Annotated in this window: 25 protein-coding genes; 22 read left to right on the top strand and 3 right to left on the bottom strand. The window is 66.1% G+C overall.

What is annotated here, in order from left to right; translation table 11 throughout:
* Positions 1-12: 12 nt before the first annotated feature.
* On the bottom strand, positions 13-333 hold the full coding sequence (locus ROR02_RS11545; RefSeq protein WP_147164177.1) for a hypothetical protein: 321 nt from the start codon (positions 331-333) through the stop codon (positions 13-15).
* A 432-nt stretch (positions 334-765) separates the two neighbouring features.
* On the opposite strand from ROR02_RS11545, the gene ROR02_RS11540 reads away from it, so the two are divergent.
* The 22 genes from ROR02_RS11540 to ROR02_RS11435 all read left to right on the top strand — a co-directional run bounded on the left by ROR02_RS11540 (position 766) and on the right by ROR02_RS11435 (position 22088).
* The gene (locus ROR02_RS11540; protein ID WP_147164176.1) at positions 766-1131 is read left to right on the top strand and encodes an NADH-quinone oxidoreductase subunit A; all 366 of its coding nucleotides are present in this window, start codon (positions 766-768) and stop codon (positions 1129-1131) included.
* Positions 1122-1676 carry a NuoB/complex I 20 kDa subunit family protein gene (locus ROR02_RS11535; protein WP_147164175.1) on the top strand — a complete coding sequence of 185 codons (555 nt, stop codon included), beginning with the start codon at positions 1122-1124 and terminating at the stop codon, positions 1674-1676. The genes ROR02_RS11540 and ROR02_RS11535 overlap by 10 nt, the downstream gene beginning before the upstream one ends.
* A gap of 35 nt (positions 1677-1711) precedes the next feature.
* Positions 1712-2353, top strand: a complete 642-nt coding sequence (locus ROR02_RS11530; protein ID WP_147164174.1) for an NADH-quinone oxidoreductase subunit C — start codon at positions 1712-1714, stop codon at positions 2351-2353.
* Positions 2353-3531, top strand: a complete 1179-nt coding sequence (locus ROR02_RS11525; protein WP_147164173.1) for an NADH-quinone oxidoreductase subunit D — start codon at positions 2353-2355, stop codon at positions 3529-3531. Before ROR02_RS11530 ends, ROR02_RS11525 begins: the two co-directional genes overlap by 1 nt.
* Entirely contained in the window at positions 3528-4145 is a 618-nt protein-coding gene (locus ROR02_RS11520) for a complex I 24 kDa subunit family protein (RefSeq protein ID WP_147164172.1), read from the top strand. Before ROR02_RS11525 ends, ROR02_RS11520 begins: the two co-directional genes overlap by 4 nt.
* 4 nt (positions 4146-4149) lie before the next feature.
* The gene (gene nuoF, locus ROR02_RS11515; protein ID WP_147164171.1) at positions 4150-5436 is read left to right on the top strand and encodes an NADH-quinone oxidoreductase subunit NuoF; all 1287 of its coding nucleotides are present in this window, start codon (positions 4150-4152) and stop codon (positions 5434-5436) included.
* Between the two features lie 19 nt (positions 5437-5455).
* A complete protein-coding gene (gene nuoG / locus ROR02_RS11510) occupies positions 5456-7525 on the top strand; it encodes an NADH-quinone oxidoreductase subunit NuoG (RefSeq protein ID WP_147164170.1) in 2070 nt (689 codons plus the stop codon).
* Positions 7518-8540 carry an NADH-quinone oxidoreductase subunit NuoH gene (gene nuoH / locus ROR02_RS11505; protein ID WP_147164169.1) on the top strand — a complete coding sequence of 341 codons (1023 nt, stop codon included), beginning with the start codon at positions 7518-7520 and terminating at the stop codon, positions 8538-8540. Before nuoG ends, nuoH begins: the two co-directional genes overlap by 8 nt.
* Positions 8541-8557: 17 nt before the next feature.
* Positions 8558-9046, top strand: coding sequence for an NADH-quinone oxidoreductase subunit NuoI (nuoI, locus tag ROR02_RS11500; protein ID WP_147164168.1), 489 nt, complete (start codon positions 8558-8560; stop codon positions 9044-9046).
* 245 nt (positions 9047-9291) lie between these two features.
* Positions 9292-9909: an NADH-quinone oxidoreductase subunit J gene (locus tag ROR02_RS11495; RefSeq protein ID WP_170245084.1), complete on the top strand. Its 618-nt coding sequence runs from the start codon at positions 9292-9294 to the stop codon at positions 9907-9909.
* Positions 9909-10217, top strand: a complete 309-nt coding sequence (gene nuoK / locus ROR02_RS11490) for an NADH-quinone oxidoreductase subunit NuoK (RefSeq protein ID WP_147164180.1) — start codon at positions 9909-9911, stop codon at positions 10215-10217. Before ROR02_RS11495 ends, nuoK begins: the two co-directional genes overlap by 1 nt.
* Positions 10218-10224: 7 nt before the next feature.
* Positions 10225-12156, top strand: coding sequence for an NADH-quinone oxidoreductase subunit L (gene nuoL / locus ROR02_RS11485; protein WP_147164167.1), 1932 nt, complete (start codon positions 10225-10227; stop codon positions 12154-12156).
* 10 nt (positions 12157-12166) lie between these two features.
* Positions 12167-13657 (top strand): NADH-quinone oxidoreductase subunit M, encoded by a 1491-nt coding sequence (locus tag ROR02_RS11480; protein ID WP_147164166.1) that lies wholly within the window; start codon positions 12167-12169, stop codon positions 13655-13657.
* A 20-nt stretch (positions 13658-13677) separates the two neighbouring features.
* Positions 13678-15183: an NADH-quinone oxidoreductase subunit NuoN gene (nuoN, locus tag ROR02_RS11475; RefSeq protein WP_147164165.1), complete on the top strand. Its 1506-nt coding sequence runs from the start codon at positions 13678-13680 to the stop codon at positions 15181-15183.
* Entirely contained in the window at positions 15180-15986 is an 807-nt protein-coding gene (locus tag ROR02_RS11470; protein WP_246135520.1) for a biotin--[acetyl-CoA-carboxylase] ligase, read from the top strand. Before nuoN ends, ROR02_RS11470 begins: the two co-directional genes overlap by 4 nt.
* A gap of 4 nt (positions 15987-15990) precedes the next feature.
* On the top strand, positions 15991-16779 hold the full coding sequence (locus ROR02_RS11465; RefSeq protein ID WP_147164164.1) for a type III pantothenate kinase: 789 nt from the start codon (positions 15991-15993) through the stop codon (positions 16777-16779).
* A gap of 118 nt (positions 16780-16897) precedes the next feature.
* On the top strand, positions 16898-18580 hold the full coding sequence (locus tag ROR02_RS11460; protein ID WP_147164163.1) for a ribonuclease J: 1683 nt from the start codon (positions 16898-16900) through the stop codon (positions 18578-18580).
* Positions 18581-18652: 72 nt separating this feature from the next.
* Complete coding sequence (gene mce / locus ROR02_RS11455; protein ID WP_147164162.1) at positions 18653-19057, top strand: methylmalonyl-CoA epimerase; 405 nt, start codon at positions 18653-18655, stop codon at positions 19055-19057.
* A gap of 37 nt (positions 19058-19094) precedes the next feature.
* Positions 19095-19925, top strand: a complete 831-nt coding sequence (locus tag ROR02_RS11450) for an AIM24 family protein (protein ID WP_147164161.1) — start codon at positions 19095-19097, stop codon at positions 19923-19925.
* Positions 19926-19972: 47 nt separating this feature from the next.
* Positions 19973-20539, top strand: a complete 567-nt coding sequence (locus ROR02_RS11445; RefSeq protein ID WP_147164160.1) for a DNA-3-methyladenine glycosylase I — start codon at positions 19973-19975, stop codon at positions 20537-20539.
* Positions 20539-21570 (top strand): AAA family ATPase, encoded by a 1032-nt coding sequence (locus ROR02_RS11440; protein WP_147164159.1) that lies wholly within the window; start codon positions 20539-20541, stop codon positions 21568-21570. The genes ROR02_RS11445 and ROR02_RS11440 overlap by 1 nt, the downstream gene beginning before the upstream one ends.
* Positions 21567-22088, top strand: coding sequence for a hypothetical protein (locus tag ROR02_RS11435; protein WP_147164158.1), 522 nt, complete (start codon positions 21567-21569; stop codon positions 22086-22088). The genes ROR02_RS11440 and ROR02_RS11435 overlap by 4 nt, the downstream gene beginning before the upstream one ends.
* A gap of 47 nt (positions 22089-22135) precedes the next feature.
* Here the strand turns inward: ROR02_RS11435 and ROR02_RS11430 are convergent, their stop codons facing one another.
* Positions 22136-22756: a DUF4276 family protein gene (locus ROR02_RS11430; RefSeq protein WP_147164157.1), complete on the bottom strand. Its 621-nt coding sequence runs from the start codon at positions 22754-22756 to the stop codon at positions 22136-22138.
* Positions 22750-23992, bottom strand: a 1243-nt coding sequence (locus ROR02_RS11425; RefSeq protein WP_246135519.1) for an AAA family ATPase, incomplete at its 5' end; no start/stop codon positions are given. The genes ROR02_RS11425 and ROR02_RS11430, both read right to left, overlap by 7 nt.

The raw sequence follows: 23992 nt of genomic DNA, 5'->3' as shown, positions 1-23992 counted from the left end.
TCCAGTTTCAGTCTAGTAGCGCTCGATGCGGGCAAGGCAGCCTGGGGACTCCGGAGAAAGGGTGATGTCCAGGGCGTCGGCTCCCATCGGGCGCGGGATGATCAGGCCGGGAAACGGCCGTCCCACCCAGACAATGAGCCGGTCATGGCCGGGCAAGGTTGCCTTGAGAACGTCAAGGGGGGCATTGACCGCCGTCACCACCAGGCCGTCGCGGCCCAGAAAGGGGATGGTGGCCGGGCCGCTTTCCAGGCATTCGGCCACGGCCAGTGAAGGCAGAAGGGTCGGCAGGGCCGCAAGCAGGGCCAGGGCCGGCCATCGGGGGGGTACGCGCAAGGGCTGCTCCCGCCGGAACAGGAAGGGGGGGATTCCCCGGGAAAACGCTTCCCCCGGTTTTGGGAGATGTGCGCGTCGAGATCAAGCCCCGTCCCCGGAAAATCTAATCGACTCGAAACAGCGGTTTCGTCCCCCGGTGCACTCTTTACGCTCTTGCGAAAAAGGGCCCCGGCCTTTCATACTGGCCGCCGGTCAAGGAGGTGCCGGCCCGTGGGGCTGGCGCCGCCTCATTCTTTAGCGTGAACTATCCGAGTGCTTTAGGAGGACATCGCGGGCCGGGGCCCCGCCGGGAACTCCCCAGGACGATCAGGGGCGTTGCCGGCTTGACTTGAGCAACCCCCAGGGGCTACATGACCAAAGACCTCTGGTTTTGGCTCCGGCGCTCCCCCCGGTCGGGCCTGTCGTCCTCTCCTCAGGCAAGGAGCGTCATGCATGCAAGCCATGCTGCTGGACTATCTGCCGATCCTGGTCTTTCTCGTCATCGCGACGGTGGTGGCGGCGGGGGCTATCGCGGCATCCTATCTGGTTGTGCCGCAAGCCGGCGACCGCGAAAAGGAAGCGGCCTATGAATGCGGATTCGAGGCGTTCGACGACGCCCGGTCCCGCTTTCAGGTGCGTTTTTACCTGGTGGCCATTCTTTTCATCATCTTTGACCTGGAAGTGGCGTTCCTCTTCCCGTGGGCGGTCAGCCTGGGCAGCCTGGGCGGCTTTGGCTTCTGGTCGATGATGGTGTTCCTGACCATCCTGACCGTCGGCTTCGTCTACGAATGGAAGAAGGGAGCCTTGGAATGGGAGTGATCTCCCCCGGTGGCCTCCAGGGGGGGGCGCCCGTCCCTCCGGGGCCTGATCAGGACGCCCTGCTGGGCGCCGTTTCGGCCCAGATCGAGGAAAAAGGGTTCGTCCTCGCCAACGTGGACAACCTGATCAACTGGGGCCGCACCGGTTCGTTGTGGCCCATGACCTTCGGTCTTGCCTGCTGCGCCCTGGAGATGATCCAGTGCGCCTGCTCGCGCTACGACCTGGACCGCTTTGGCGTCGTGTTCCGGCCCAGCCCGCGCAGCTCGGACGTGATGATCGTGGCGGGCACGCTCACCAACAAGATGGCCCCGGCCTTGCGTCGCGTGTACGACCAGATGGCCGAGCCGCGTTGGGTGATCTCGATGGGCAGCTGCGCCAACGGGGGCGGGTACTACCATTATTCCTATTCGGTGGTGCGCGGCTGCGACCGCGTGGTGCCGGTGGATGTGTACGTGCCGGGCTGCCCGCCCACCGCAGAGGCCCTTTTGTACGGCGTGTTGCAGCTTCAAAAGAAGATCCGACGCACCGGTGCCTTGTACCGCTAGGCGCCCCCCAGGCCCGCACACGGAACCAAAGCCCCATGACGACGACACTCAAGGAACGGATGGAGAGCCTGACCGAACTCGGGGCTCGCATCGAAACGGCCTTGCCCACCGACGTGGTGCGCGCAAGTCTGGAGCGGGACGAACTGGTGGTCATCGCGTTGCGCCCGGCCATCGTGCGCGTCCTTACCTTTTTGCGCGACGACAGCGCCTGCCGGTGCAAGCAGCTGGTCGACCTGTGCGCCGTGGATTATCCCGGCCGCGAGGAACGCTTCGAGGTGGTCTACAATCTGCTGTCCTTGCACCATAACCACCGGGTGCGCGTGAAGATCGGCGCCGCCGAGGACACGCCGGTGCCGTCGGTGACGCGGGTGTTCTCGACCGCCGGCTGGTTCGAGCGCGAGGCCTGGGACATGTATGGCGTCTTGTTCGCCGACCACCCCGACCTGCGCCGGATCCTGACGGACTACGGGTTCGAGGGGCATCCCCAGCGCAAGGACTTCCCGCTCACCGGCTACAAGGAAATCCGCTACGACGAAGGCGAAAAGCGCGTCGTGTACGAGCCGGTCCGCCTGACCCAGGATTTCCGGGTGTTCGATTTCCAAAGCCCGTGGGAAACCCTGGATACCCAGCTCGGTCGCCTGCTGCCCGGCGACGAAAAGGCGAAGGGGAACGCCTGATGGCCCAGACCGAAATCAAGTCCTACACCATGAACTTCGGCCCGCAGCACCCGGCCGCGCACGGCGTGCTGCGCCTGGTCCTTGAGCTGTCGGGCGAAATTGTCGAGCGGGCGGATCCGCACATCGGATTGCTGCATCGTGGTACCGAAAAGCTGATCGAGCACAAGACCTACGTTCAGGCCATTCCTTATTTCGACCGCCTGGATTACGCCTGCCCGCTCAATCAGGAGCACGCCTTCGTGCTGGCGGTGGAAAAGCTGCTGGGCATTGAAGTCCCGCCCCGCGCCCAGTACCTGCGGACCTTGTTCAACGAGGTCACCCGCCTGATCAACCACATCATGAACACGACCTCGATGGCGCTCGACGTGGGCGCCATGACGCCGATGCTCTATGGGTTTGAACAGCGGGAGCATTTGCTGGAGTTCTCGGAGCGGGCCTCGGGCGCGCGCATGCATGCGGCCTGGTTCCGCCCCGGTGGCGTGGCCCGCGACGTGCCGACCGAGCTTCTGGACGACATCCTGACCTTCTGCGATGGCTTCCCCGCCTACCTGGACGATGTCGAGGCCCTGCTGGACGACAACCGTATCTTCAAGCAGCGCACCGTCGATATCGGCAAGGTCACGGTCGAGCAGGCCCTGGACTGGGGCTTCACCGGCCCGGTGCTGCGCGCGTGCGGGATTCCCTGGGATCTGCGCAAGTCCCAGCCCTACGACGCCTACGCCGACATGGACTTCGATATTCCCACCGGCACCAACGGCGATTGCTACGACCGTTATCTGGTGCGCATGGCCGAACAGCGCCAGTCCCTGCGCATCATGCGCCAGTGCATCGAGAACATGCCCGACGGACCGGTCAAGACCCCCGACCACAAGGTGACGCCGCCGCCGCGCGCGGAAATGAAGTCGTCGATGGAAGCCCTGATCCATCATTTCAAGCTGTTCACCGAGGGCGTCAAGGTCCCGGCCGGTGAAACCTACACCGCCGTCGAGGCCGCCACCGGCGAGTTTGGGGTGTTCCTGGTTTCCGACGGGTCCAACCGGCCCTACCGGTGCAAGATCCGCTCGCCCGGGTATGTCCACCTGCAAGGGCTCGACCTGCTCAGTCGCGGGCACATGCTGGCCGACGTCGTGGCCAACATCGGTTCCATCGACGTGGTGTTTGGAGAGATCGACCGATGAGCGTTACCGCCACCCCGCCGGGGTCGACGCAGCCGTTTCGCTTCACCCCCGAGAACCAGGCAAAGGCCCAGGCGGTGCTGGCCCGTTATCCCGAGGGGCGGGAACGGAGCGCCGTTTTGCCGCTTCTGGACCTGGCCCAGCGCCAGCAGGGCTGGATCGACCGCGCGGTGATGGAAACCGTGGCCGAAATGACCCACACGCCGCCCATGCGCGTGCTGGAGGCGGCCAGCTTCTACACCATGTTCCGCGACCGGCCGGTGGGGCGCCATCACGTCGAGGTGTGCACCAACATTTCGTGCTGGCTGCGCGGCTCCGACGAGGTGCTGCGGGCCCTGCGCGACGAACTGGGCATCGATCTGGGCGGGCTGACCGAGGATGGCTTGTTTTCGGTGGCCGAGGCCGAGTGCCTGGGGGCGTGCGTCAACGCGCCCATGGTGCAGATCGGCGACGACTACTACGAAGACCTGACCTACGAAACCACCCGCGCCCTGATCGGGCGCCTGAAGGCTGGCCTGCCGGTGTCGGCCGGATCCCAGGGCGGCCGGCAGGGATCGTGTCCGGCCGGGGGCCCCACCACCCTGACCGGCGCTCCGGCCGCCAGCGACAAGGGGTGAGGCCATGCTGCACGATCGCGACCGTATCTTCACCAACCTCTACGGCTTTCACGACTGGCATCTGGCCGGGGCCCGCGCGCGCGGCGACTGGGACAACACGGCCGCCATCCTGGCCAGGGGTCGCGAGGCGATCATCACCGAGATGAAGGCCTCGGGCCTGCGGGGCCGGGGCGGCGCCGGATTCTCGACCGGCCTCAAGTGGTCGTTCATGCCGCGCGAGATCGGCGAGCGCCCCCATTACCTGGTGGTCAACGCCGACGAGGGCGAACCCGGGACCTGCAAGGACCGGGACATCATGCGCTTCGATCCGCACAAGCTGATCGAGGGCTGCCTGATCGCCGGGTTCGCCATCGGGGCGCACGTGGCCTACATCTACATTCGCGGCGAGTTCGTGCGCGAGGCCGAGCACCTGGAAGCCGCCATCGCCGAGGCCCGCGAGGCCGGCTTGCTGGGGCCCGATGCCTGCGGGTCGGGCTGGGCCATGGAGGTGCATGTGCACCGGGGCGCCGGGGCCTACATCTGCGGCGAGGAAACCGCCCTGATCCAGTCCCTGGAGGGCAAGAAGGGCCAGCCGCGCCTGAAGCCGCCGTTCCCGGCTGGCGTCGGCCTGTATGGCTGCCCGACCACGGTCAACAACGTGGAAAGCATCGCGGTCGCGCCCACCATCTTGCGGCGCGGGGGCGCGTGGTTCGCGGGCCTGGGACGCGAGAACAACACCGGCACCAAGGTTTTTTGCATCTCCGGCCACGTGAACAATCCGTGCAACGTGGAAGAAGAGATGGGCATTCCGCTGCGCGAGCTGATCGAAAAGCACGCGGGCGGCGTTCGGGGGGGATGGAACAACCTTCTTGCCGTGATCCCGGGCGGCTCGTCGGTGCCGGTGCTGCCGCGCGATGTGTGCGAGACGGTGCGCATGGACTTCGACAGCCTGCGCGAGGTCAAGTCGGGCCTGGGCACGGCGGCGGTGATCGTGATGGACCAGTCCACCGACATCGTGAAGGCGATCGCGCGGCTGTCGCGCTTCTACAAGCATGAAAGCTGCGGCCAGTGCACGCCGTGCCGCGAGGGCACCGGCTGGCTGTGGCGGGTGATGGAACGGCTGGTGACCGGCGAGGCGTCGATTGAGGAAATCGATACCCTGGAGCAGGTGACCCGCCAGATCGAGGGGCACACGATCTGCGCCCTGGGCGACGCGGCCGCTTGGCCGATCCAGGGACTGATCCGCCATTTCCGTCCGGAAATCGTCAACCGGATCAAGGCGCGCCAGGGCCAGGCCCGCGCGGCCGAGTAGGGGAAGGGAAAGCACCACCATGCCCAAGCTGACCATTGACGGGATCGCGGTGGACGTCCCCGCCGGCACCACGGTCTTGCAGGCGGCCGAAAGCATCGGGATCGAGATCCCGCGCTTTTGTTACCACGAACGACTGTCGATTGCCGGCAATTGCCGGATGTGTCTGGTCGAGGTCAAGCCGGGACCGCCCAAGCCGGCGGCCTCGTGCGCGCTTCCGGTGGCCGAGGGCATGGAAGTGCGCACGAATTCCGAGATGGCGCGCAAGGCCCGGCGCGGCGTCATGGAATTCCTGCTGATCAACCACCCGCTGGACTGCCCGATCTGCGACCAGGGCGGCGAATGCGACCTGCAAGACCAGGCCCTGACCTTTGGCGCCGACCGCTCGCGCTTCCAGGAATCCAAGCGCGCGGTCGCCGAGAAGAACCTGGGCCCGTTGATCCGAACCGCGATGACCCGGTGCATCCAGTGTACCCGGTGCGTGCGGTTTTGCACCGAGATCGCCGGTGTCCCCGACCTGGGCATGGTGGGGCGTGGCGAGCATGCCGAGATCATGCCCTACCTGGACGGGGTCCTGGGCAGCGAGCTGTCGGGCAACCTGGTCGATGTCTGCCCGGTGGGCGCGCTGACCAACGGCGCCTATGCCTACACCGCGCGGCCGTGGGAGCTGGCCCATACCGAAAGCATCGACGTGCTGGACGCGGTGGGCGCCGCCATTCGGGTTGATACCCGGGGCGCCCAGGTCATGCGCGTGCTGCCCCGCCTGAACGAGGCGGTGAACGAGGAATGGCTGGCCGACAAGTCGCGCTACGCGATCGATGGCCTGAAGGTCCAGCGCCTGGATACGCCCTGGGTGCGCCGCGACGGCACCTTGAAGCCGGCCACCTGGGCCGAGGCCTTCGACGTCATCGCCCGGCGCCTGGCCGATGTGCCGGGATCGCGGATCGCGGCCCTGGTCGGGGATCAGGTGGACGCCGAAACCGCCACGGTGCTCAAGGACCTGTGGACCGCCCTGGGCAGCCCGCACCTGGACTGCCGCCAGGATGGTGCCGCCCTGGAAGCGGGCGCGCGGGCCGGCTACGTGTTCAACACCACCATTGCCGGCATCGAGGACGCGGACGCGGTGCTGCTGATCGGCACCGATCCCCGCGCCGAGGCGCCCCTGATCAACGCCCGCCTGTTCAAGCGCTTCCGCAAGGGGGGCTTGCGCGTGGGCCGGGTGGGGCTTTCCGGGCGCGACCTGATTTATCCGGTGGAGGACCTGGGCGACGATCCCTCGGTTCTGACCGCGATCGCCGGCGGCACGCATCCCTTTGCCGAGGTCCTGAAGGCCGCCCAACGGCCGATGCTGATCGTGGGCCAGGGCGCGCTCGCCCGACCCGACGGGGCGGCGGTGCTGGCCCTGGCCCGCGCGATCGCCGAGGCCACCGGCATGGTCATCGAGGGCTGGAACGGCTTCAACGTGCTGCACACGGCGGCCGGACGGGTGGGTGCCCTGGACCTGGGGCTGGTGCCGGGCGAGGGCGGTCGCGACGCGGCGGGCATCGTGTCCGGCTGCGCCGAAGGCGCCATCGAGGCGGTTTACCTGGTGGGCGCCGACGAGCGGGACCTGAGCGGGCTGGGACAGGCGTTCGTGATCTACCAGGGTTCGCACGGCGATGCCGGGGCCCAGGTGGCCGACGTGATCCTGCCCGGCGCGGCCTGGACCGAAAAGGACGCCACCTACGTCAACACCGAGGGACGGGTGCAGCGGGCCACGCGGGCGGTGCTGCCGCCGGGCGAGGCGCGCGAGGACTGGAAAATCGTGCGCGCCCTGGCCGAGGCGCTGGGCCATCGCCTGCCGCTCGATACCCTGGCCCAGGTGCGCGCGCGCATGGTCGCGCTGGCTCCGGTGCTGGGACGCCTGGATACCCTCGCCCCGGCCGGGTGGGCGCCCTTCGGCCGGGCCGGAACGGTGGCGGCGACGCCTTTCGCGCCGGCGGTGACCAACCGCTACATGACCTGCCCCATTACCCGGGCCTCGCCCACCATGGCGGCTTGCGTGCGCGCCTTCCTCAACGGCAACGAGAAGCGGACGGGAACCGATGGCTGAGTTCTGGACGGGCACCTTGTGGCCCCTGATCGTGATCGTTTTCCAATGCATCGCCATCGTGGCGCCGCTGTTCGCTGTGATCGCCTACCTGACCTTCGCCGAGCGCAAGGTCATTGGCGCCATGCAGCTGCGCAAGGGGCCCAACGTGGTCGGGCCTTTTGGCCTGCTCCAGCCCATTGCCGACGGCGTCAAGCTGTTCGCGAAGGAAACCATCATCCCCACGGGCGCGGACCGGCCGGTTTTCATCCTGGCGCCGATCCTGACCTTGACCTTGTCGCTGATCGCCTGGGCGGTCATCCCCTTCGACAAGGGATGGGTGATCGCCGATATCAACCTGGGCGTGCTGTTCTTGTTCGCCGTGTCGGGCCTGGGCGTGTACGGCATCATCATGGCCGGCTGGGCCTCGAACTCGAAGTACGCCTTTCTCGGCGGTCTGCGCTCGGCGGCGCAGATGGTTTCCTATGAAGTGTCCATGGGATTGATCCTGGTGTCGGTGATCCTGACCGCCGGATCGATGAACCTGAGCACGATCGTGGAAGCGCAGGCGAACAGTGTGTGGTACGTGATCCCGCACTTTCCGATGTTCGTCTTGTTCGTGATCTCGATTCTGGCCGAGACCAACCGCCATCCCTTCGACCTTCCCGAAGCCGAAGGCGAGCTGGTGGCCGGGTATAACGTTGAATACTCGGCGATGCCCTTTGCCCTGTTCTTCCTGGGCGAATACGGCAACATGATTTTGATGAGCAGCATTTGCGCGATCATGTTCCTGGGCGGCTGGCTGCCGCCGTTCAACATCTGGCCCTTCACCGTGTTGCCCGGCATCATGTGGTTCGGGATCAAGGTCGCGGCCATCTTGTTCGTGTTCTTGTGGGTGCGGGCCACGTTCCCCCGCTATCGCTATGACCAACTGATGCGCCTGGGCTGGAAGGTGTTCTTGCCGCTGTCGCTGGCCTGGGTGGTGCTGACCGCCGGGGTGCTGATGATGTTCGGTCTTCTGCCCGGACAAGGCTCGTGAGACGGGGAGACGCTCGCATGTTCGATTTCGCGCGGACGCTTCGCAGTTTCGCCCTGACGGAACTGGTGTCCGGCATGGCGTTGACCTTCCGCTACATGCTGAAGCCGAAGGTCACGCTGAATTACCCCTATGAAAAGGGGTTCCTGTCGACGCGCTTTCGGGGCGAACACGCCTTGCGCCGCTATCCCAATGGCGAGGAGCGGTGCATCGCGTGCAAGCTGTGCGAGGCCATCTGTCCGGCCCAGGCCATCACGATCGAGGCCGAGCCGCGCGCCGATGGCAGCCGCCGCACCACGCGCTACGACATCGACATGACCAAGTGCATCTACTGCGGCTTCTGCGAGGAAGCCTGTCCGGTGGATGCGATCGTCGAGGGCCCGAACTACGAGTTCGCGACGGAAACCCACGAGGAACTGCTTTACGACAAGCAAAAGTTGCTCGGCAACGGCGATCGCTGGGAAAGCGAGCTGGCGTTGCGCCTGGAACGCGAGGCCCCCTACCGCTAGGCGGGGGGCTCAAGGCCGATGGGGCAGGGGGAAAGGCCCGGGGCCTGAAACGCCTTGGGCCGGCTCCGGACCTCCGGGTCCGTCGGCCCATCATGACCAAACGATCGGTTTTGGGAAGCCGCCTTCCCAGGGCCGCCACGGGATTTTTCCGAGGAGCCTTCACCGGCCCCTCGGGTAAGGGGACAAGGAACCATGACGCGCTGCCCGCATGCCTTTGGGCCCGGAACGCCCGGGAAGGGGGAGGAATGATCGCTGCAACCCTGATCTTCTACATGCTTGCTTCCATCCTGGTGGTGGCAGCCTTCATGGTGGTGGTCTCGCGCAACCCCGTGCACTCCGTCTTGTGGCTGATCCTGGCTTTCGTCAACTCGGCCGGCCTGTTCGTGCTGCTGGGGGCCGAGTTCCTGGCCATGGTCCTGGTGGTGGTCTACGTGGGCGCCGTGGCGGTCTTGTTCCTGTTCGTCGTCATGATGCTGGATCTCAACCGGCTGGCCTGGCGCGAGGGCTTCCAGAAGGCCATGCCGCTGGGCATCGCCGTCAGCGTCGTGCTGCTGACCGAGATCGTGGTCATGGTGGGGGGCTGGTCCAGCGCCAAGGGCGCCGCCGCGCTCCGCCAGGCGCCGATGCCCGATCCGGCCTCGGTGCCCAACACCCAGGCCCTGGGCGAGGTGATCTACACCAACTACTTCTACTTGTTCCAGGGCGCCGGCCTCGTGCTGCTGGTCGCCATGGTCGGGGCCATCTTGCTGACCCACCGCCGCCATCCCGGGGTCCGGCGCCAGTCCGTGGCCGCGCAGATCGCACGGCGCAAGGAAGACTCCTTGAAGTTGAACAAGGTGCCCACCGGCAAGGGGATTTCGTGATGGTCGTCTCCCTGGTCCACTACCTGACCGTTTCGGCGATCCTGTTGACGCTGGGCGTGTTCGGCATCTTCGCCAACCGCAAGAACGTGGTGGTGATCTTGATGTGCATCGAGCTCATCTTGCTTGCGGTCAATATCAACCTGGTCGCCTTCTCGGCCGCGCTCAACGACATGGCCGGGCAGGTCTTCACCATGTTCGTGCTGACCGTCGCCGCCGCCGAGGCCAGCATCGGCCTTGCGATCGTCGTCGCCTTCTTCCGGACGCGCGGCTCGATCGAAGTCGATGACATCAACCAGATGAAGGGGTAGGGCCGTCATGCTTGCTGTTGGTGCCGTCTTCCTGCCCCTGATCGGGGCCCTGATCGCCGGCTTTCGCGGGCGCACGCTGGGAGACCACAAGTCCCAGATGGTGACGTGTGGGTTCATGGCCGCCTCGACCGTGGCGTCGTGGCTTCTGTTCTTCCTGACCGTGCCGGGGGGCGAAGCCTCGTCGGTCTCGCTGTTCACCTGGGTGTCGTCGGGCGAGCTGTCCTTTGAATGGGCCTTGCGCGTTGACCCCCTGTCCACGGTCATGCTCATGACCGTGACCACGATCTCCCTTCTGGTTCACGTGTACTCGATCGGGTACATGCACCATGATCCGGGGGTGCCCCGCTTCATGGCCTACCTGTCGCTGTTCACCTTCTTCATGCTCATGCTGGTGACCTCCGACAACCTGGTTCAGATGTTTTTCGGCTGGGAAGGGGTGGGCCTGGCGTCGTACCTGCTGATCGGCTACTGGTACGAACGCCCCAGCGCCAACGCCGCCGCCATCAAGGCCTTCGTGGTCAACCGGGTGGGCGACTTCGGCTTCACGCTGGGCATTTTCGGGGTGTTCATGGTCTTTGGCACCGTGAACCTGGATGCCATTTTCGCGGCAGCCCCCGGCATGGCCGACGCGACGGTGTCGTTCCTGGGCATCGAGTGGCACGCCATGACCTTGTGCTGCTTGCTGTTGTTCGTGGGCGCCATGGGCAAGTCGGCCCAGCTGGGCCTGCACACCTGGCTGCCCGACGCCATGGAAGGCCCGACCCCGGTTTCCGCCCTGATCCACGCCGCCACCATGGTGACCGCCGGCGTGTTCATGGTCGCGCGCCTGTCGCCTTTGTTCGTGCTTTCCGACACCGCGATGGCGGTGGTGACCCTGGTCGGCGCGGCCACGGCCTTCTTCGCCGCGACCATCGGCTGCACCCAGCACGACATCAAGCGCGTGATCGCCTACTCGACCTGCTCGCAGCTGGGCTACATGTTCTTCGCCCTCGGCGTGGGGGCGTTCGGGACCGGTATCTTCCACCTGATGACCCACGCCTTCTTCAAGGCGCTGCTGTTCCTGGGGGCGGGCTCGGTGATCCATGCCATGTCCGACGAGCAGGACATGCGGCGCATGGGCGGCCTGTGGAAGCTGATCCCCGTGACCTACGTCTTGATGTGGATCGGCTCGCTGGCCCTGATGGGGGTGCCGCCGTTCGCGGGCTTCTACTCCAAGGACATGATCTTGGAGGTGGCCTTCGCCTCGCACTCGTTCACCGGGTCCATTGCCTTCCTGCTGGGCCTCGCGGCCGCCGGCATGACCGCCTTCTATTCCACCCGGCTGTTGATGCTGACCTTCCACGGCAAGCCTCGCGCCAACGAGCGGGTCATGGCTCATGTCCATGAAAGCCCGCGCGTCATGATCTGGCCCCTGGTCGGACTGGCGGCGGGCGCGGTGTTCGCCGGCATGCTGGGCTACGACGCCTTCGTGGGCGAGGACCGGCTGGCCTTCTGGGGCACGGCGCTGGCGCAGCACGCCGACGACGTGACCGCCCATGCCCACCACGTGCCGGGCTGGGTCAAGACCCTGCCCCTGATCGTGACCGCGGCCGGTGTCGCGCTGGGGTGGCTGTTCTACATCGCGCGGACCGATCTGCCGGCCCGGGTGTGCGAACGCTTCCCGGAAACCTACCGCTTCGTGTTCAACAAGTGGTACTTCGACGAACTGTATGACCGGATCTTCATCCAGCCGGCCTTCCGCATCGGGCGCGGGCTGTGGAAGAAGGGTGACGGGGCCGTCATCGACGGTCTGGGGCCCGACGGGGTTGCAACCGTGACCCGGGGGCTGGCGCGGGTGTTCAGTCGCGGGCAGACCGGCTACCTGTACCACTACGCCTTTGTGATGATCATCGGCTTGGCCGGGATCGTCACCTGGTTCCTGCTGACTTCCGCCCGCTAGAGAGGATTCGATGAGCGACTTTCCGGTGCTTTCGATCATCACCTTTCTGCCGCTTGTCGGGGCGTTGTTTATCGTCACCGTCCAGGGCGAGGAAGCGGTGGTGGCCAGGAACGCCCGCCATGTGGCGTTGCTGACAACGGTCTTTACCTTCCTTTTGTCCTTGAAGCTGTGGGTGGACTTCGATCCGGCCCAGCAGGGCTTCCAGTTCGTGGAAAAGGCCGACTGGCTGCCCCAGTACGCGATCAGCTACCACCTGGGGGTGGACGGCATTTCGGTGCTGTTCGTCTTGCTGTCCACGTTCCTGTCGATGATCTGCGTTCTGGCCTCGTGGGAGGCCATCCGCAAGCGGGTCAAGGAATACATGATCGCCTTCCTCGTCCTTGAGACGATGATGGTTGGCATGTTCTGTGCCCTGGACTTCGTGCTGTTCTACGTCTTCTTCGAGGGCGTCCTGATCCCGATGTTCCTGATCATCGGGGTGTGGGGCGGTCCGCGCCGGGTGTACGCCGCCTTCAAGTTCTTCTTGTACACCCTGGCGGGCTCGGTGCTGATGCTGCTGGCGCTGCTGGCCATGTACTTCCAGGCCGGCACCACCGACATTCCGACCCTGATGGCCTTCAAGTTCGCCCCCGGCCTGCAAACCTGGCTGTGGCTGGCCATGTTCGCGAGCTTCGCGGTCAAGGTGCCGATGTGGCCGGTCCACACCTGGTTGCCGGATGCCCACGTCGAGGCCCCCACGGCGGGCTCGGTCATCCTGGCCGGCGTGCTTTTGAAGATGGGCGCCTATGGCTTCCTGCGGTTCTCTTTGCCGATGCTGCCGCTGGCCTCGGCCGACTTCCAGCCCTTGATTTTCCTGCTGTCGGTCATCGCCGTGATTTATACCTCCCTGGTCGCGCTGGCCCAGGAGGACATGAAGAAGCTGATCGCCTATTCGTCGGTCGCGCACATGGGCTTCGTGACCGCCGGTATTTTCGCGGTCAACCAGCAGGCGGTTGAAGGCGCGTTGTTCCAGATGCTTTCGCATGGTCTGGTCTCGGGCGCCTTGTTCTTGTGCGTGGGCGTGGTCTACGACCGCCTGCACACCCGCGAGATCACCCGCTACGGCGGCCTGGCCACCAACATGCCGCGCTACGCCCTCGTCTTCATGCTGTTCATGATGGCCTCGGTGGGCCTGCCCGGGACCTCGGGCTTCGTCGGCGAGTTCCTGATCATGCTGGGCGTGTTCCGCGACTCCACCCTGGTTGCGATGCTGATCGCCGTCGGCGTGATCCTGGGCGCGTGCTACATGCTGTACCTGTACCGGCGGGTCTTGTTCGGCAAGCTGGAGAAAGAGGATCTCAAGGGCCTTCTGGACCTGAGCCCGCGCGAGATCGCGGTGTTCGCGCCCCTGGTCGCGCTGGTGCTGTGGATGGGTATCATTCCCTCCAGCTTCCTTGATTTCATGCATGTGTCGGTTGCCGACCTGATCGCCAACTATGACGCCGCGCTCGCCCAGCGCTGAGCCGGAAGGGGACGTCCGTGATGATCACTGATCCGCTTGCCCTGATGCCCGCCCTGCCGGAGGTCCTGATGGCCCTCCTGGGCATGGGACTGCTGATGACCGGTGTCTTCCGCAAGGGAGACACGGCGCCCCTGGTCTGCCGCGTGGCCCTGATCGGTCTGGCGCTGGTTGCCGCGCTGGTCATCAGTCAGCCGGGATGGGGCCATGCCGCGCCTGCCTTTGGCGGCCTGTTCGTCAACGATGCCTTCGCGCGCTTCGCCAAGCTGCTGACCCTGGCCGGCAGCGGCCTGACCCTGGCGCTCGCGCTCGACTGGCTGGCGCGCGAAAAGGATCTGCGCTTCGAGTTCCCCATCCTCATCGTGTTCGCGACGTTGGGCATGATGATGATGATCTCCGCCAACGACCTGATGGCGGCGTATCTCGGGGTGGAGCTGCAATCGCTGGCCTTGTACGTGGTCGCCGCCTACCAGCGCGACAACACCCGGTCAACCGAGGCGGGCCTCAAGTACTTCGTGCTGGGCGCGCTGGCCTCGGGGCTGCTGCTCTACGGCATGTCGCTGGTCTACGGCTTCGCGGGCACCACCAACTTCGACGGCCTGCGTTCCCTGGCCGATTCGGGTGAAGTGTCCACCGGCGTGCTGGTGGGCGTGGTGTTCATCATCGCCGGCTTGGCCTTCAAGGTGTCGGCGGTGCCCTTCCACATGTGGACCCCCGACGTGTACGAAGGCGCCCCGACCCCGGTGACCGCCTTCTTCTCGGTCGCGCCCAAGATCGCCGCGCTCGCCTTGCTCGCCCGGGTGATGATCGATCCGTTCGGGCCCTACACCGACGACTGGCGCCAGGTGGTGGTGCTGATTTCGATCCTGTCCATGATCCTGGGCGCCTTCGCGGCCATCGCGCAGAACAACATCAAGCGTCTGATGGCCTACAGCTCGATCGGTCACGTCGGCTATGCCCTGATCGGCATTGCCGCCGGCACCACCGAGGGCATCCGCGGCCTGCTGGTGTACCTGGCGATCTACCTGATCATGAACGTGGGCACCTTCGCCCTGATCTTGTCCATGCGCCGGCGTGGCCAGCGGGTGGAGGCGATCACCGACCTGACCGGCCTGTCGCGCACCGCTCCCCTGAGCGCGGCCGCCATGGGCGTTCTGATGTTCTCCATGGCCGGCATTCCGCCGCTGGCCGGGTTCTTCGGCAAGTTCTATGTGTTCATGGCCGCCATCAATCACGGCTTGTATACCCTGGCCGTCATTGGCGTGCTGTCGAGCGTGGTGGCGGCTTTCTACTACCTGCGCATTGTCAAACTGATGTTCTTCGACGAACCGGTGGAAGCCCTGGATCCGGTCTCCGGCACCGCGCCCCGTCTGGTGCTGTATGGGGGCGCGCTGGCCATCTGCCTCTTCTTCCTGGCGCCCGGCGTTCTGGTGACCGGGGCGGAAGCGGCGGCGGTGGCACTGACCGGCCAGCCGGTCGCCCCGGCCCCGGTTCCTTCGTCGCTTCTTTCCTCGACCGCCCTTCCTTGAGCGGCCTGAACGGGGAAACCTTGGACAGGGGAACCGGCGTTTCCCTGCCCGAGGGCTGGGACCTGATTGCCCTTGAAACCGTCGAAAGCACCAACGCCGTGGGGCGGGCGCTGGTCGAGGCGGGGCAGGGCCGTGATGGCACGGTGATCTGGGCCCGGGAGCAGCAGGGCGGGCGGGGACGCCAGGGGCGTGTGTGGCATAGTCCGCCCGGAAACCTGTATCATTCGTATGTGCTGCGCGGCTGTCTGCCGCTGTCGGTGGCGGCGGGGATGTCGTTCGTGGCGGCGGTTTCGGTGGCCGATGCCCTGGAGCGCGTGGCACCGCACACGGATCCGCGCTGCAAGTGGCCCAACGACATCGTCTGTCATGGCGGCAAGGTGTGCGGCATGCTGCTGGAAACGGTGAACGCGCCCGGCGATCCCGTGCCCTGGCTGGTGCTGGGCATTGGCATCAACGTGGCGACCGCCCCTGTGACCGGCGCGTTGTTTCCGGCGCTGGCGCTGGCCGATCTGGGCCAGCAGGTCGAGGTGGAGGCCTTGCTGTCGGCGACGGCCGAGCGTCTGGCCCTGTGGGTGGGCCGCTGGCGGGCCGAGGGCCTGGGGCCGGTGCGCGCGCGCTGGCTGGAACGGGCCCTGGGCCTGGGCAAGACCATCGAGGTGCGCGTGGGACGGGCGGACCGTCTGAAGGGGCTGTTCGAGGGACTGGACGAGGACGGCACGTTGATCCTGCGGACCGAGGATGGCGCCCTGCGCCGTCTGGCGGCCGGCGACGTGTTCTTTCCGTCCGCGCAAGGCGGAGCGTGATCGCATGCTGTTGGCCATTGATTCAGGCAACACCAACACGGTGTTCGCCGTTTTCGACGACGCCGGAAAACGGGGCGAATGGCGCGCCGCGACCAATGTCAACACCACGGCCGACGAGATGGGCGTGTGGCTGTTGCAACTCCTCAGCCTGTCGGGGCTGCGGGCCACCGATATCCGCGCCGTGGTGATTGCCTCGGTGGTCCCGGCCACGGTGTTCAACCTGCGCCAGCTGTCGCACCGCTATTTCCGCTGCGCGCCGATGGTGGTGGGCGATCCCGACGTGGACCTGGGGCTGGGGCTGCTGGTGGACCATCCCGACGAGGTGGGCGCCGACCGTCTGATCAACGCGATCTCGGGGCACGACACCTATGGCGGGCCGCTGATCATCGTGGATTTCGGCACGGCCACGACCTTCGACGTGGTGGACGGCGACGGCAACTACTGCGGCGGCGCCATCGCGCCCGGCGTGAACCTGTCCCTGGAGGCCTTGCACCGGGCCTCGGCCCAGTTGCCCCGGGTGGCCGTGGGCCGGCCGCGCTCGGTGATTGGCAAGGCCACGGTGCCGGCCATGAAGTCGGGCATCTACCTGGGCTACGTGGGCCTGATCGAGGGACTGGTGCATCGGATCGTCGAGGAATTCGGGGCGCCGATGCGGGTGATCGCCACCGGCGGCCTGGCGCCCCTGTTCGCCGAGGCCACCGAGGTGATCAACGTCGTCGATCCCGATCTGACCTTGCGGGGTCTATTGATTTTGCACCAGCGAACGCTGGCGCGGCGCGCGAGCGCCCCCTGATTGCCACAGTTTGGTGTTTTCGTTACAGGTCATCCCGCAGGCGCCGGTCCGGCGCTGCTTTTCCCTTTCCGGTCGGCCTCGGCCGGGCTTCCCCTTCACATAGTGGACTCCCCCGCCCATGGCCGAACCCGTGTTGCCGATCCCCCCCCGCTTCGACGCGGATGCCCTTTACTTCGTGCCCCTGGGGGGCGCGGGCGAGATCGGGATGAATCTCTCGCTTTACGGCACCAAGGGGCGCTGGCTGATGGTGGATCTGGGCATCACCTTCGGCAATGAGAGTACCCCGGGGGTTGAGGTGATCGTCCCCGACACCAGCTTCATCGAGGAGCGCCGGGACGATCTGGTGGGCCTGGTGCTGACCCATGCCCACGAGGACCACCTGGGAGCCGTGCCCTACCTGTGGCCGTTCCTGGAGTGTCCGGTGTACGCGACGCCGTTCGCGGCCGAGTTCCTGCGCCATAAACTGCGCGAGGAAGGGCTGAACGGCGACGTTGAACTGGTTGAGGTGGCGCAAGGTGAACGCTTCCAGGTGGGGCCGTTCGATCTGGAACTGGTGCCCACCCCCCACTCGATTCCCGAGGCCAGCCACCTCATCGTGCGCACCGATCATGGCGTCACCTTCCACACCGCCGACTGGAAGCACGATCCCGAGCCGCTGGTGGGCAACCCGGTGGACGAGGAGCGTTTGCGCCGGCTGGGCGACGAGGGCGTGCACGCGGTCGTCGGCGACAGCACCAATATCTTCAACAAGGATCACACCGGCTCGGAAGGAGAGGTCCGCCGCTCGCTGATCGAGCTGTTCGGGCGCTACCACGGGCGCATCGCGGTGGCCTGCTTCGCCTCCAACATCGCGCGGCTGGAAAGCATCGCGGTGGCGGCCCGGGCCAACGGGCGCGAGGTCGCGCTGGTCGGACGCTCGCTGTGGCGCATGCACGACACGGCGCGGGCCTGCGGCTACCTGACCGAGGCGCCGCGTTTCCTGACCGACGAGGAAGGCGCCTACCTGCCCCGCGACAAGGTGGTCTACGTGTGCACGGGCAGCCAGGGCGAGCCGCGCGCCGCCTTGCGCCGCATTGCCTACGACAGCCATCCCCACGTGACCCTGGGATCGGGCGACGTGGTGATCTTTTCCAGCCGGATCATTCCGGGCAATGAGCGTCCGGTGCTGGATGTCCAGAACCGTCTGGCCAGCCTGGGGGTTTCGATCGTCACGTCCCGCGACGCGCTGGTGCATGTGTCGGGCCATCCCGGGGCCCAGGACGTGCGCAATCTCTATACGTGGCTGAAGCCCCGCATCGTGATGCCGGTGCATGGGGAGCGCCTGCACCTTGACGAACACGCCGCCGAGGCCCGCGCCTTGGGGATTGAAACCGTGTTGAGCACCCTGAACGGTCAGGTCGTGCGCCTCGATGGTTCCGACCCCGGGGTGGTGGGGGCCGTGCCGGTGGGGCGCTTCGCCGTCGATGGCGAGCGCCTGATTCCGCTGGACTCCGAGGTGGTGCGCGATCGCCGGCGCATGGCCGTGGGGGGCGCCGTGGTGGTGTCGCTGGCGGTGGACGAGCGCGGGCGCCTGGCGGCCGAGCCGCGCCTGGCCGCGCGGGGGCTGCTGGATCCGAAGGAAGACGCCGAGGATCTCGAAGACATGATCGAGGTGGTGCGGGGCGCCGTGGCCTCGGTGCGCCCGGCCGATCGCGGTCGCGACGAGGTGCTGGAGGAAGCAGTGCGGGTCGCCGTGCGCCGCGCCTTCCGCCAGAGCCAGAGCCGCCGCCCCGTCACCGACGTTCACGTCTTGCGGGTCTAACGCTTCTCTTCGTTCCCCATCCTTTGCTTCCTTCCCCATTCTTCATCTTCCCGACCGAGGAGAAACCCGACGATGATCGGACGCTTGAACCACGTGGCCATCGCCGTGCCGGATCTGGAAGCCGCGACGGCGACCTATCGCGATACCCTGGGGGCCACGGTGTCCGAGCCGGTGCCCCAGCCGGCGCATGGCGTGACCGTGGTGTTCGTGACCCTGCCCAACACCAAGATCGAGCTGCTCCATCCGATGGGCGAGAAGTCGCCGATCCAGGGCTTTCTCGACAAGAACCCGGCCGGCGGCATTCACCATGTCTGCTACGAGGTCGAGGATATCCTGGCCGCGCGCGATCGCCTGAAGGAACAGGGCCTGCGGGTGCTGGGCGACGGCGAGCCGCGCCTGGGCGCCCACGACAAGCCGGTGCTGTTCTTGCATCCCAAGGACCTGTACGGCACCCTGGTCGAGCTGGAGCAGGCCTGACCCAGGCCGGCGGGCAAGCCAACCAGGGAGGCAGACCATGACCGATCCCACGGGCGTGACCATCACCGAGCGCCACGAGCAGGACGGCATCGTCATGGAAATCCTGGAATGGTCGCGGCTGGGCGGCATGACCGACCCGGCCGGCCTGCCGTTGCTCGCGTTGATGCGCACCGCCGAGCTGCCGGTGCGCCAGCTGCGCCTGACCTTGACCGACGCCGCCGTGGTGCTGGAAGCCGGCGCCTTGCAGGCGTGGCACGGGCGCATCGAGGTGGAGAACACCATTCCCGCCGGGCGCTTGCTGCGGCGCATGGTGGGCTCGGCGCTTTCGGGCGAACGCCTGTTCCGGCCACGCTACAGCGGCACCGGCGTGGTGCTGACCGAACCCCTGCTGCAATGCCTGCTGCCGGTGGGCCTGCAAGACGAAACCGTGATCGTGGACCAGGGGCTGTTCCTGGCCTGCTCGGGTGGGATCGAGGTGGGGGCGGCGGTGCAGCGCACCGGCTCGGCCTTGCTGTTCGGGGGCGAGGGTCTGGTGCAAACCCGCCTGTCGGGCACCGGGTTCGCCGTGCTGCAATCCCCGGTTCCGGACTCCGAACTGATCAAGGTCACCTTGAAGAAGGGCGAGACCATGGCCGTCGATGGCCCGTTCGCGGTCTTGCGCTCGGGCTCGGTGCGCTTCTCGGTGGGCAAAAGCGCCAAGACCTGGTTCGGCACGGCCGTGAGCGGCGAGGGGCTGATGCAGATCCTGGAAGGGCCGGGCGACGTGTGGCTGTCGCCGTTGCAGCCCGTCTACGATGGTTTCGCGGCGCTGGCCCGTACCCTCGGCCCCGACGCGACCGAGGCGGCCGAATCCGGGCGGCGCCGGTAACCCCTCTGCCCGGCCACGACCCGACCACGACCCGACCCGGAGGGTTCATGTCCTGGTACTGCGATGTCGCGCCCGGCCATCCGCTGCACGGGCCCTATCACGATCATGAATACGGTGTCCCCCGGACCGATGAAACGGTGCTGTTCGAGCGCCTGTGCCTTGAGATCTTCCAGGCCGGCCTGTCGTGGGAACTGATTTTGCGCCGCCGGCCCGGGCTGGGCGAGGCGTTCGCGGGCTTTGTGGTGGACACGCTGGCCGCCTGGAGCGACGAGGACCAGGCAAGGGTGTTGCAAGACCCCCGCATCATCCGCAACCGGCGCAAGGTGGCGGCGGTGGTGGAAAACGCGCGCCGCGTCCAGGCCCTGCGCGCGAGCCATGGCGGTTTCGCCGGCTGGCTGAGGGCCCATCATCCGCGCGACCTGCCGGCCTGGGTGCGCCTGTTTCGCGCGACCTTCGTGTTCACCGGGCCCGAGGTGGTCAACGAGTTCCTGATGAGCCTGGGCCTGCTGCCCGGCGCGCACCGTCCCGACTGCCCCGCCGCCCTGCGCCTGGCCGCCGTGCCGTCGCCCTGGGACGAGGGCAGGCAGGAACAAACCGAAAAGGAGGGGGGCTGATGAACCCGCTGGCCGGGCTGAGGGTTGAGAACTTCACGGCCTTTGCCGCCCTCGACCTTAGCTTTTCCCCCGGGATTACCGTGGTGATCGGCACCAACGCCACCGGCAAGACCCACCTGTTGAAGATCCTGTACGCGGCGTGCGCGATCACCACGGGCGAGGACCGGGACAAGGGCTTCGCCTTGAAACTCCGCAACGTGTTCATGCCCTACGAGGGGGACCTGGGGCGTCTGGTCCGCCGGCCGGTGGGCGTGGCCCCGGCCCGGGTGTCGGTGACGCGGCGCGACGGTTCGGCCCTTGCGCTTGCGTTTTCCTCCGACACCCACCGGCCCGACCGGGCGCGTGGCGAGGGGCAGGAAGCCTGGGAGCAAGCGCCGGTGGAGAGCGCGTTCTTGCCGGTGAAGGAAATTCTGGCGCATGCGCCCGGCTTCCTGGCCACCGTGGCGCGGCGGGAAATGGCGTTCGAGGAAATCTATGCCGACATCCTGGCCCGCGCCCTGCTGCCGGTGTTGAAGGGGCCGCTGGACGAGGCCACGCAAGCGATCGTGGACGGCCTGGAACGCCTTCTGGGCGGGCAGGTGGTGGAGCAAGACCAGACCTTTTTCCTGCAAGGTCCCGAAGGCGCTCTTGAATTCGCGTTGGTTGCCGAGGGTGCGCGCAAGCTGGGGCTTGTGCTGCGCCTGCTGCGCAACGGCTGCGTGGCACCGGGATCGGTGCTGTTCTGGGACGAGCCGGAATCCAACCTGAACCCGGGCCTGGTGGGCGAGGTCGCCGAGGTGATCTTGGCGTTGCAGCGTCTGGGGGTTCAGATTTTCCTGGCCACCCACAACTACGTGCTGCTGAAGGAGCTGGATTTGCGCCGGACCGACACGGACCGGCTCGGCTATGTGTCGCTGTTCCGGGGGGCGTCGGGCGCGGTGGAGGCCAGCGCGAGCGAGTCCTACGACGCCCTGGCGCCCAATGCCATTGCCGAGGCGTTCGACGCCCTGGTCGATCGCTCGATCCGGCGATCCCTGGCGGGGTCGGGATGATCACGTTCACGGAAGGCGATCTGAGCCTGAGCGTGCCCGACGGGGTACGTCTGCGCAAGTTCGACGACGAGATCAAGACCGGCCTGAACCACTGCATGAAGGCGGTGGATTTCGTGATCGACCTGGACGACCGCATCTTGTTCGTGGAGCTCAAGGACCTGGCCAACCCCGCCGCCCGCGACAAGAACCGCCGCGCGTTCCTGGACGATTTGAACAAGGACGTGATCGACGGCAAGCTGGTGACGAAATACCGGGATTCCTGGCTGTTCGAGTGGGCCGAGGGGCGGGCGAACAAGCCGTGTTATTATTTCGTGCTGCTTGAAGGCTGTGGCCTGGACGCGGTCGGCCTGGCGATCCGCACCGACCGGCTGCGCAAACGCATTCCGCTGCGCAGCCTGGAAGGCCGGCGCTGGACGCGGCCTTTCGTGGTCGGGTGCCAGGTGCTGACCCGCGCGGCCTGGAACCGCAGCTTTCCCGACTTTCCCGTGCGCCGCTTGAGCGAGGAAGGCACCCTGTGAGCTCGGAGCAGCGGCAAGGGGGAAGAGGAACCCGGTCCTCCGGACAGTCAGGAAGGATGGTTTCGCAAGGCGTCCACAAACCGCCGGGCCCAGGGCGAATTTTCAAGAATCCGAACCGGATCCACCCTGCCCAACAGGGCGAAGGAATGCGCGCCCTTGTCGTAAGGCGCCTTGGTCTTCAGGTGAACCGTCGCCTTTTTCAGGGCAGCCAGGACGTCGGGCTTGGGGATTGATTCCAGGGGGCGGGAGGCGGCGGGCAGGGCGCCTTCCAGGAAACCCTGGCCGAAATATGTGCGGAGGGTTTCGCGATCGGCCAGGAACCAGTTTTCCATGCACCGGACCATCAGGTGGCAGGCGTCTTCGTCCACCCGGGCCGGTTTTTCCCAGCCTTCCTGTTTGCCCAGGTGGGCCCAGGGGATCCAGTCCGTGGAGTTGCCGTTCTGGTGGGCGGGGTCAACCGGGCCTTCGCTGTCGACCAGGAGGAAGGCATCCTCTCCATTGCGAACAGCGGTGCAATAATCCTTGTAGGCTTCCTGGCGACTGCCCGAGGCCACGATCCGGGGACGTTTGCAGACACCGGCCTTGGCAAGGAACTCATGGAAGCCTTTCCGGCATTTTTGCTGGATGTCGGCGGTCTGTCCTCCTCCCTCGACGAAGATCTTCACCACCGGGTACCCCCCAGATCGCCGCGTGTCCACAATTGTCCCAGCCGGTAGGTTTCCAGCCAGGGTTTCAGTTTTTCGGGTTCCAGTCGGGTGAAGCTGGTGCCGTTTTCGCCGTGCTCGGTGACCAGCACCGATTCGGGGGTGTCCGATAGCGCGCTGACCAGGATGTCGGAATGGGTGGTCACGATCAGTTGCGTGCGCCGGGAGGCTTCCTTCAGCAGATCGGCAAGGTCTGGCAGGATATCGGGGTGCAAGCCCAGTTCGGGCTCTTCCAGGCACACCAGCGGCCCCGGATCGGGGTGGCACAAAATCGCCAGCAAGCACAGGTAACGCAAGGTCCCGTCCGACAGGCGGGTGGCCGGGATGGCCATGCCTCGTTCATAAAAAAAGACCTGAACCGTTCCCCCCTCGATCTGAACATCGACCTCTTCAATGCCCTCGTAGAACGCGCGCAAGCGATCCATGATCCGGGGCCAGAGGGCACGCTCGCGACGCAGGCGGTTGAGAATCAAGCCAAGATTACGGGCGTCGGAGTCCAGGCGATGGTTGGGGAGGTCGGTTTTTTGAGGCAGGCGAGACGCAGCGGCGCGGCCGAAGGACCAATCGCGGTACAGAGAGATATCCTTCAGGGTCGTGCCGAGGGCGGTAATTTCCGGGTAAAGAACAGGGTCCTTGCGCTGGGCGAGGACGGAGAGGGAAAAATCGTAATTGCTGATGTTTATGCGGTATCTAGCGGATCGATCTTGATTTGAAAATAAAGCGCCGGATTCATTTTGTGCGTAAAAAAAAGGATGCTCTCCGCCAGTGATATTGTTTATTTCAATGACCGACTCTTTTCTTATTTGAAAGCGCTGAGAGAGGGCAGTCATGTCCAGTTGATAGTGAAGAGGGGCGCCTCCGTTTGGTCGGTCGAAAACGGCTTCGATCGAGGCAACAGGGGGTTCGGCTCCCTTTTCTCCCTTCCATAACAAATCGAGAATGCCGCCCAATCGCAAGACGGTGGCGCCAAGATCGGTCGGGCATCCCTTCAGGATCTGAAGGGCTTCGATCAGGTTGGATTTACCCGCGCCATTGGGGCCGATCAGCACGTTGAGCGGGCGCAAATCGATCGTCACCGGATCGGGGCCGAAGCTGAGAAGATTGGTCAGCGTGAGCGAATGCAAGAACATCAACGGGACTTTCGCGCAACGGGAACGGCGAGGGTGTGGATCATGGGGCCAGGGCCCAGAGTAATCCGAG

It is taken from the genome of Pararhodospirillum oryzae (genome assembly GCF_007992075.1).
GTDB lineage: Bacteria > Pseudomonadota > Alphaproteobacteria > Rhodospirillales > Rhodospirillaceae > Pararhodospirillum > Pararhodospirillum oryzae.
This window is presented reverse-complemented; position numbering and strand designations above follow the sequence as displayed.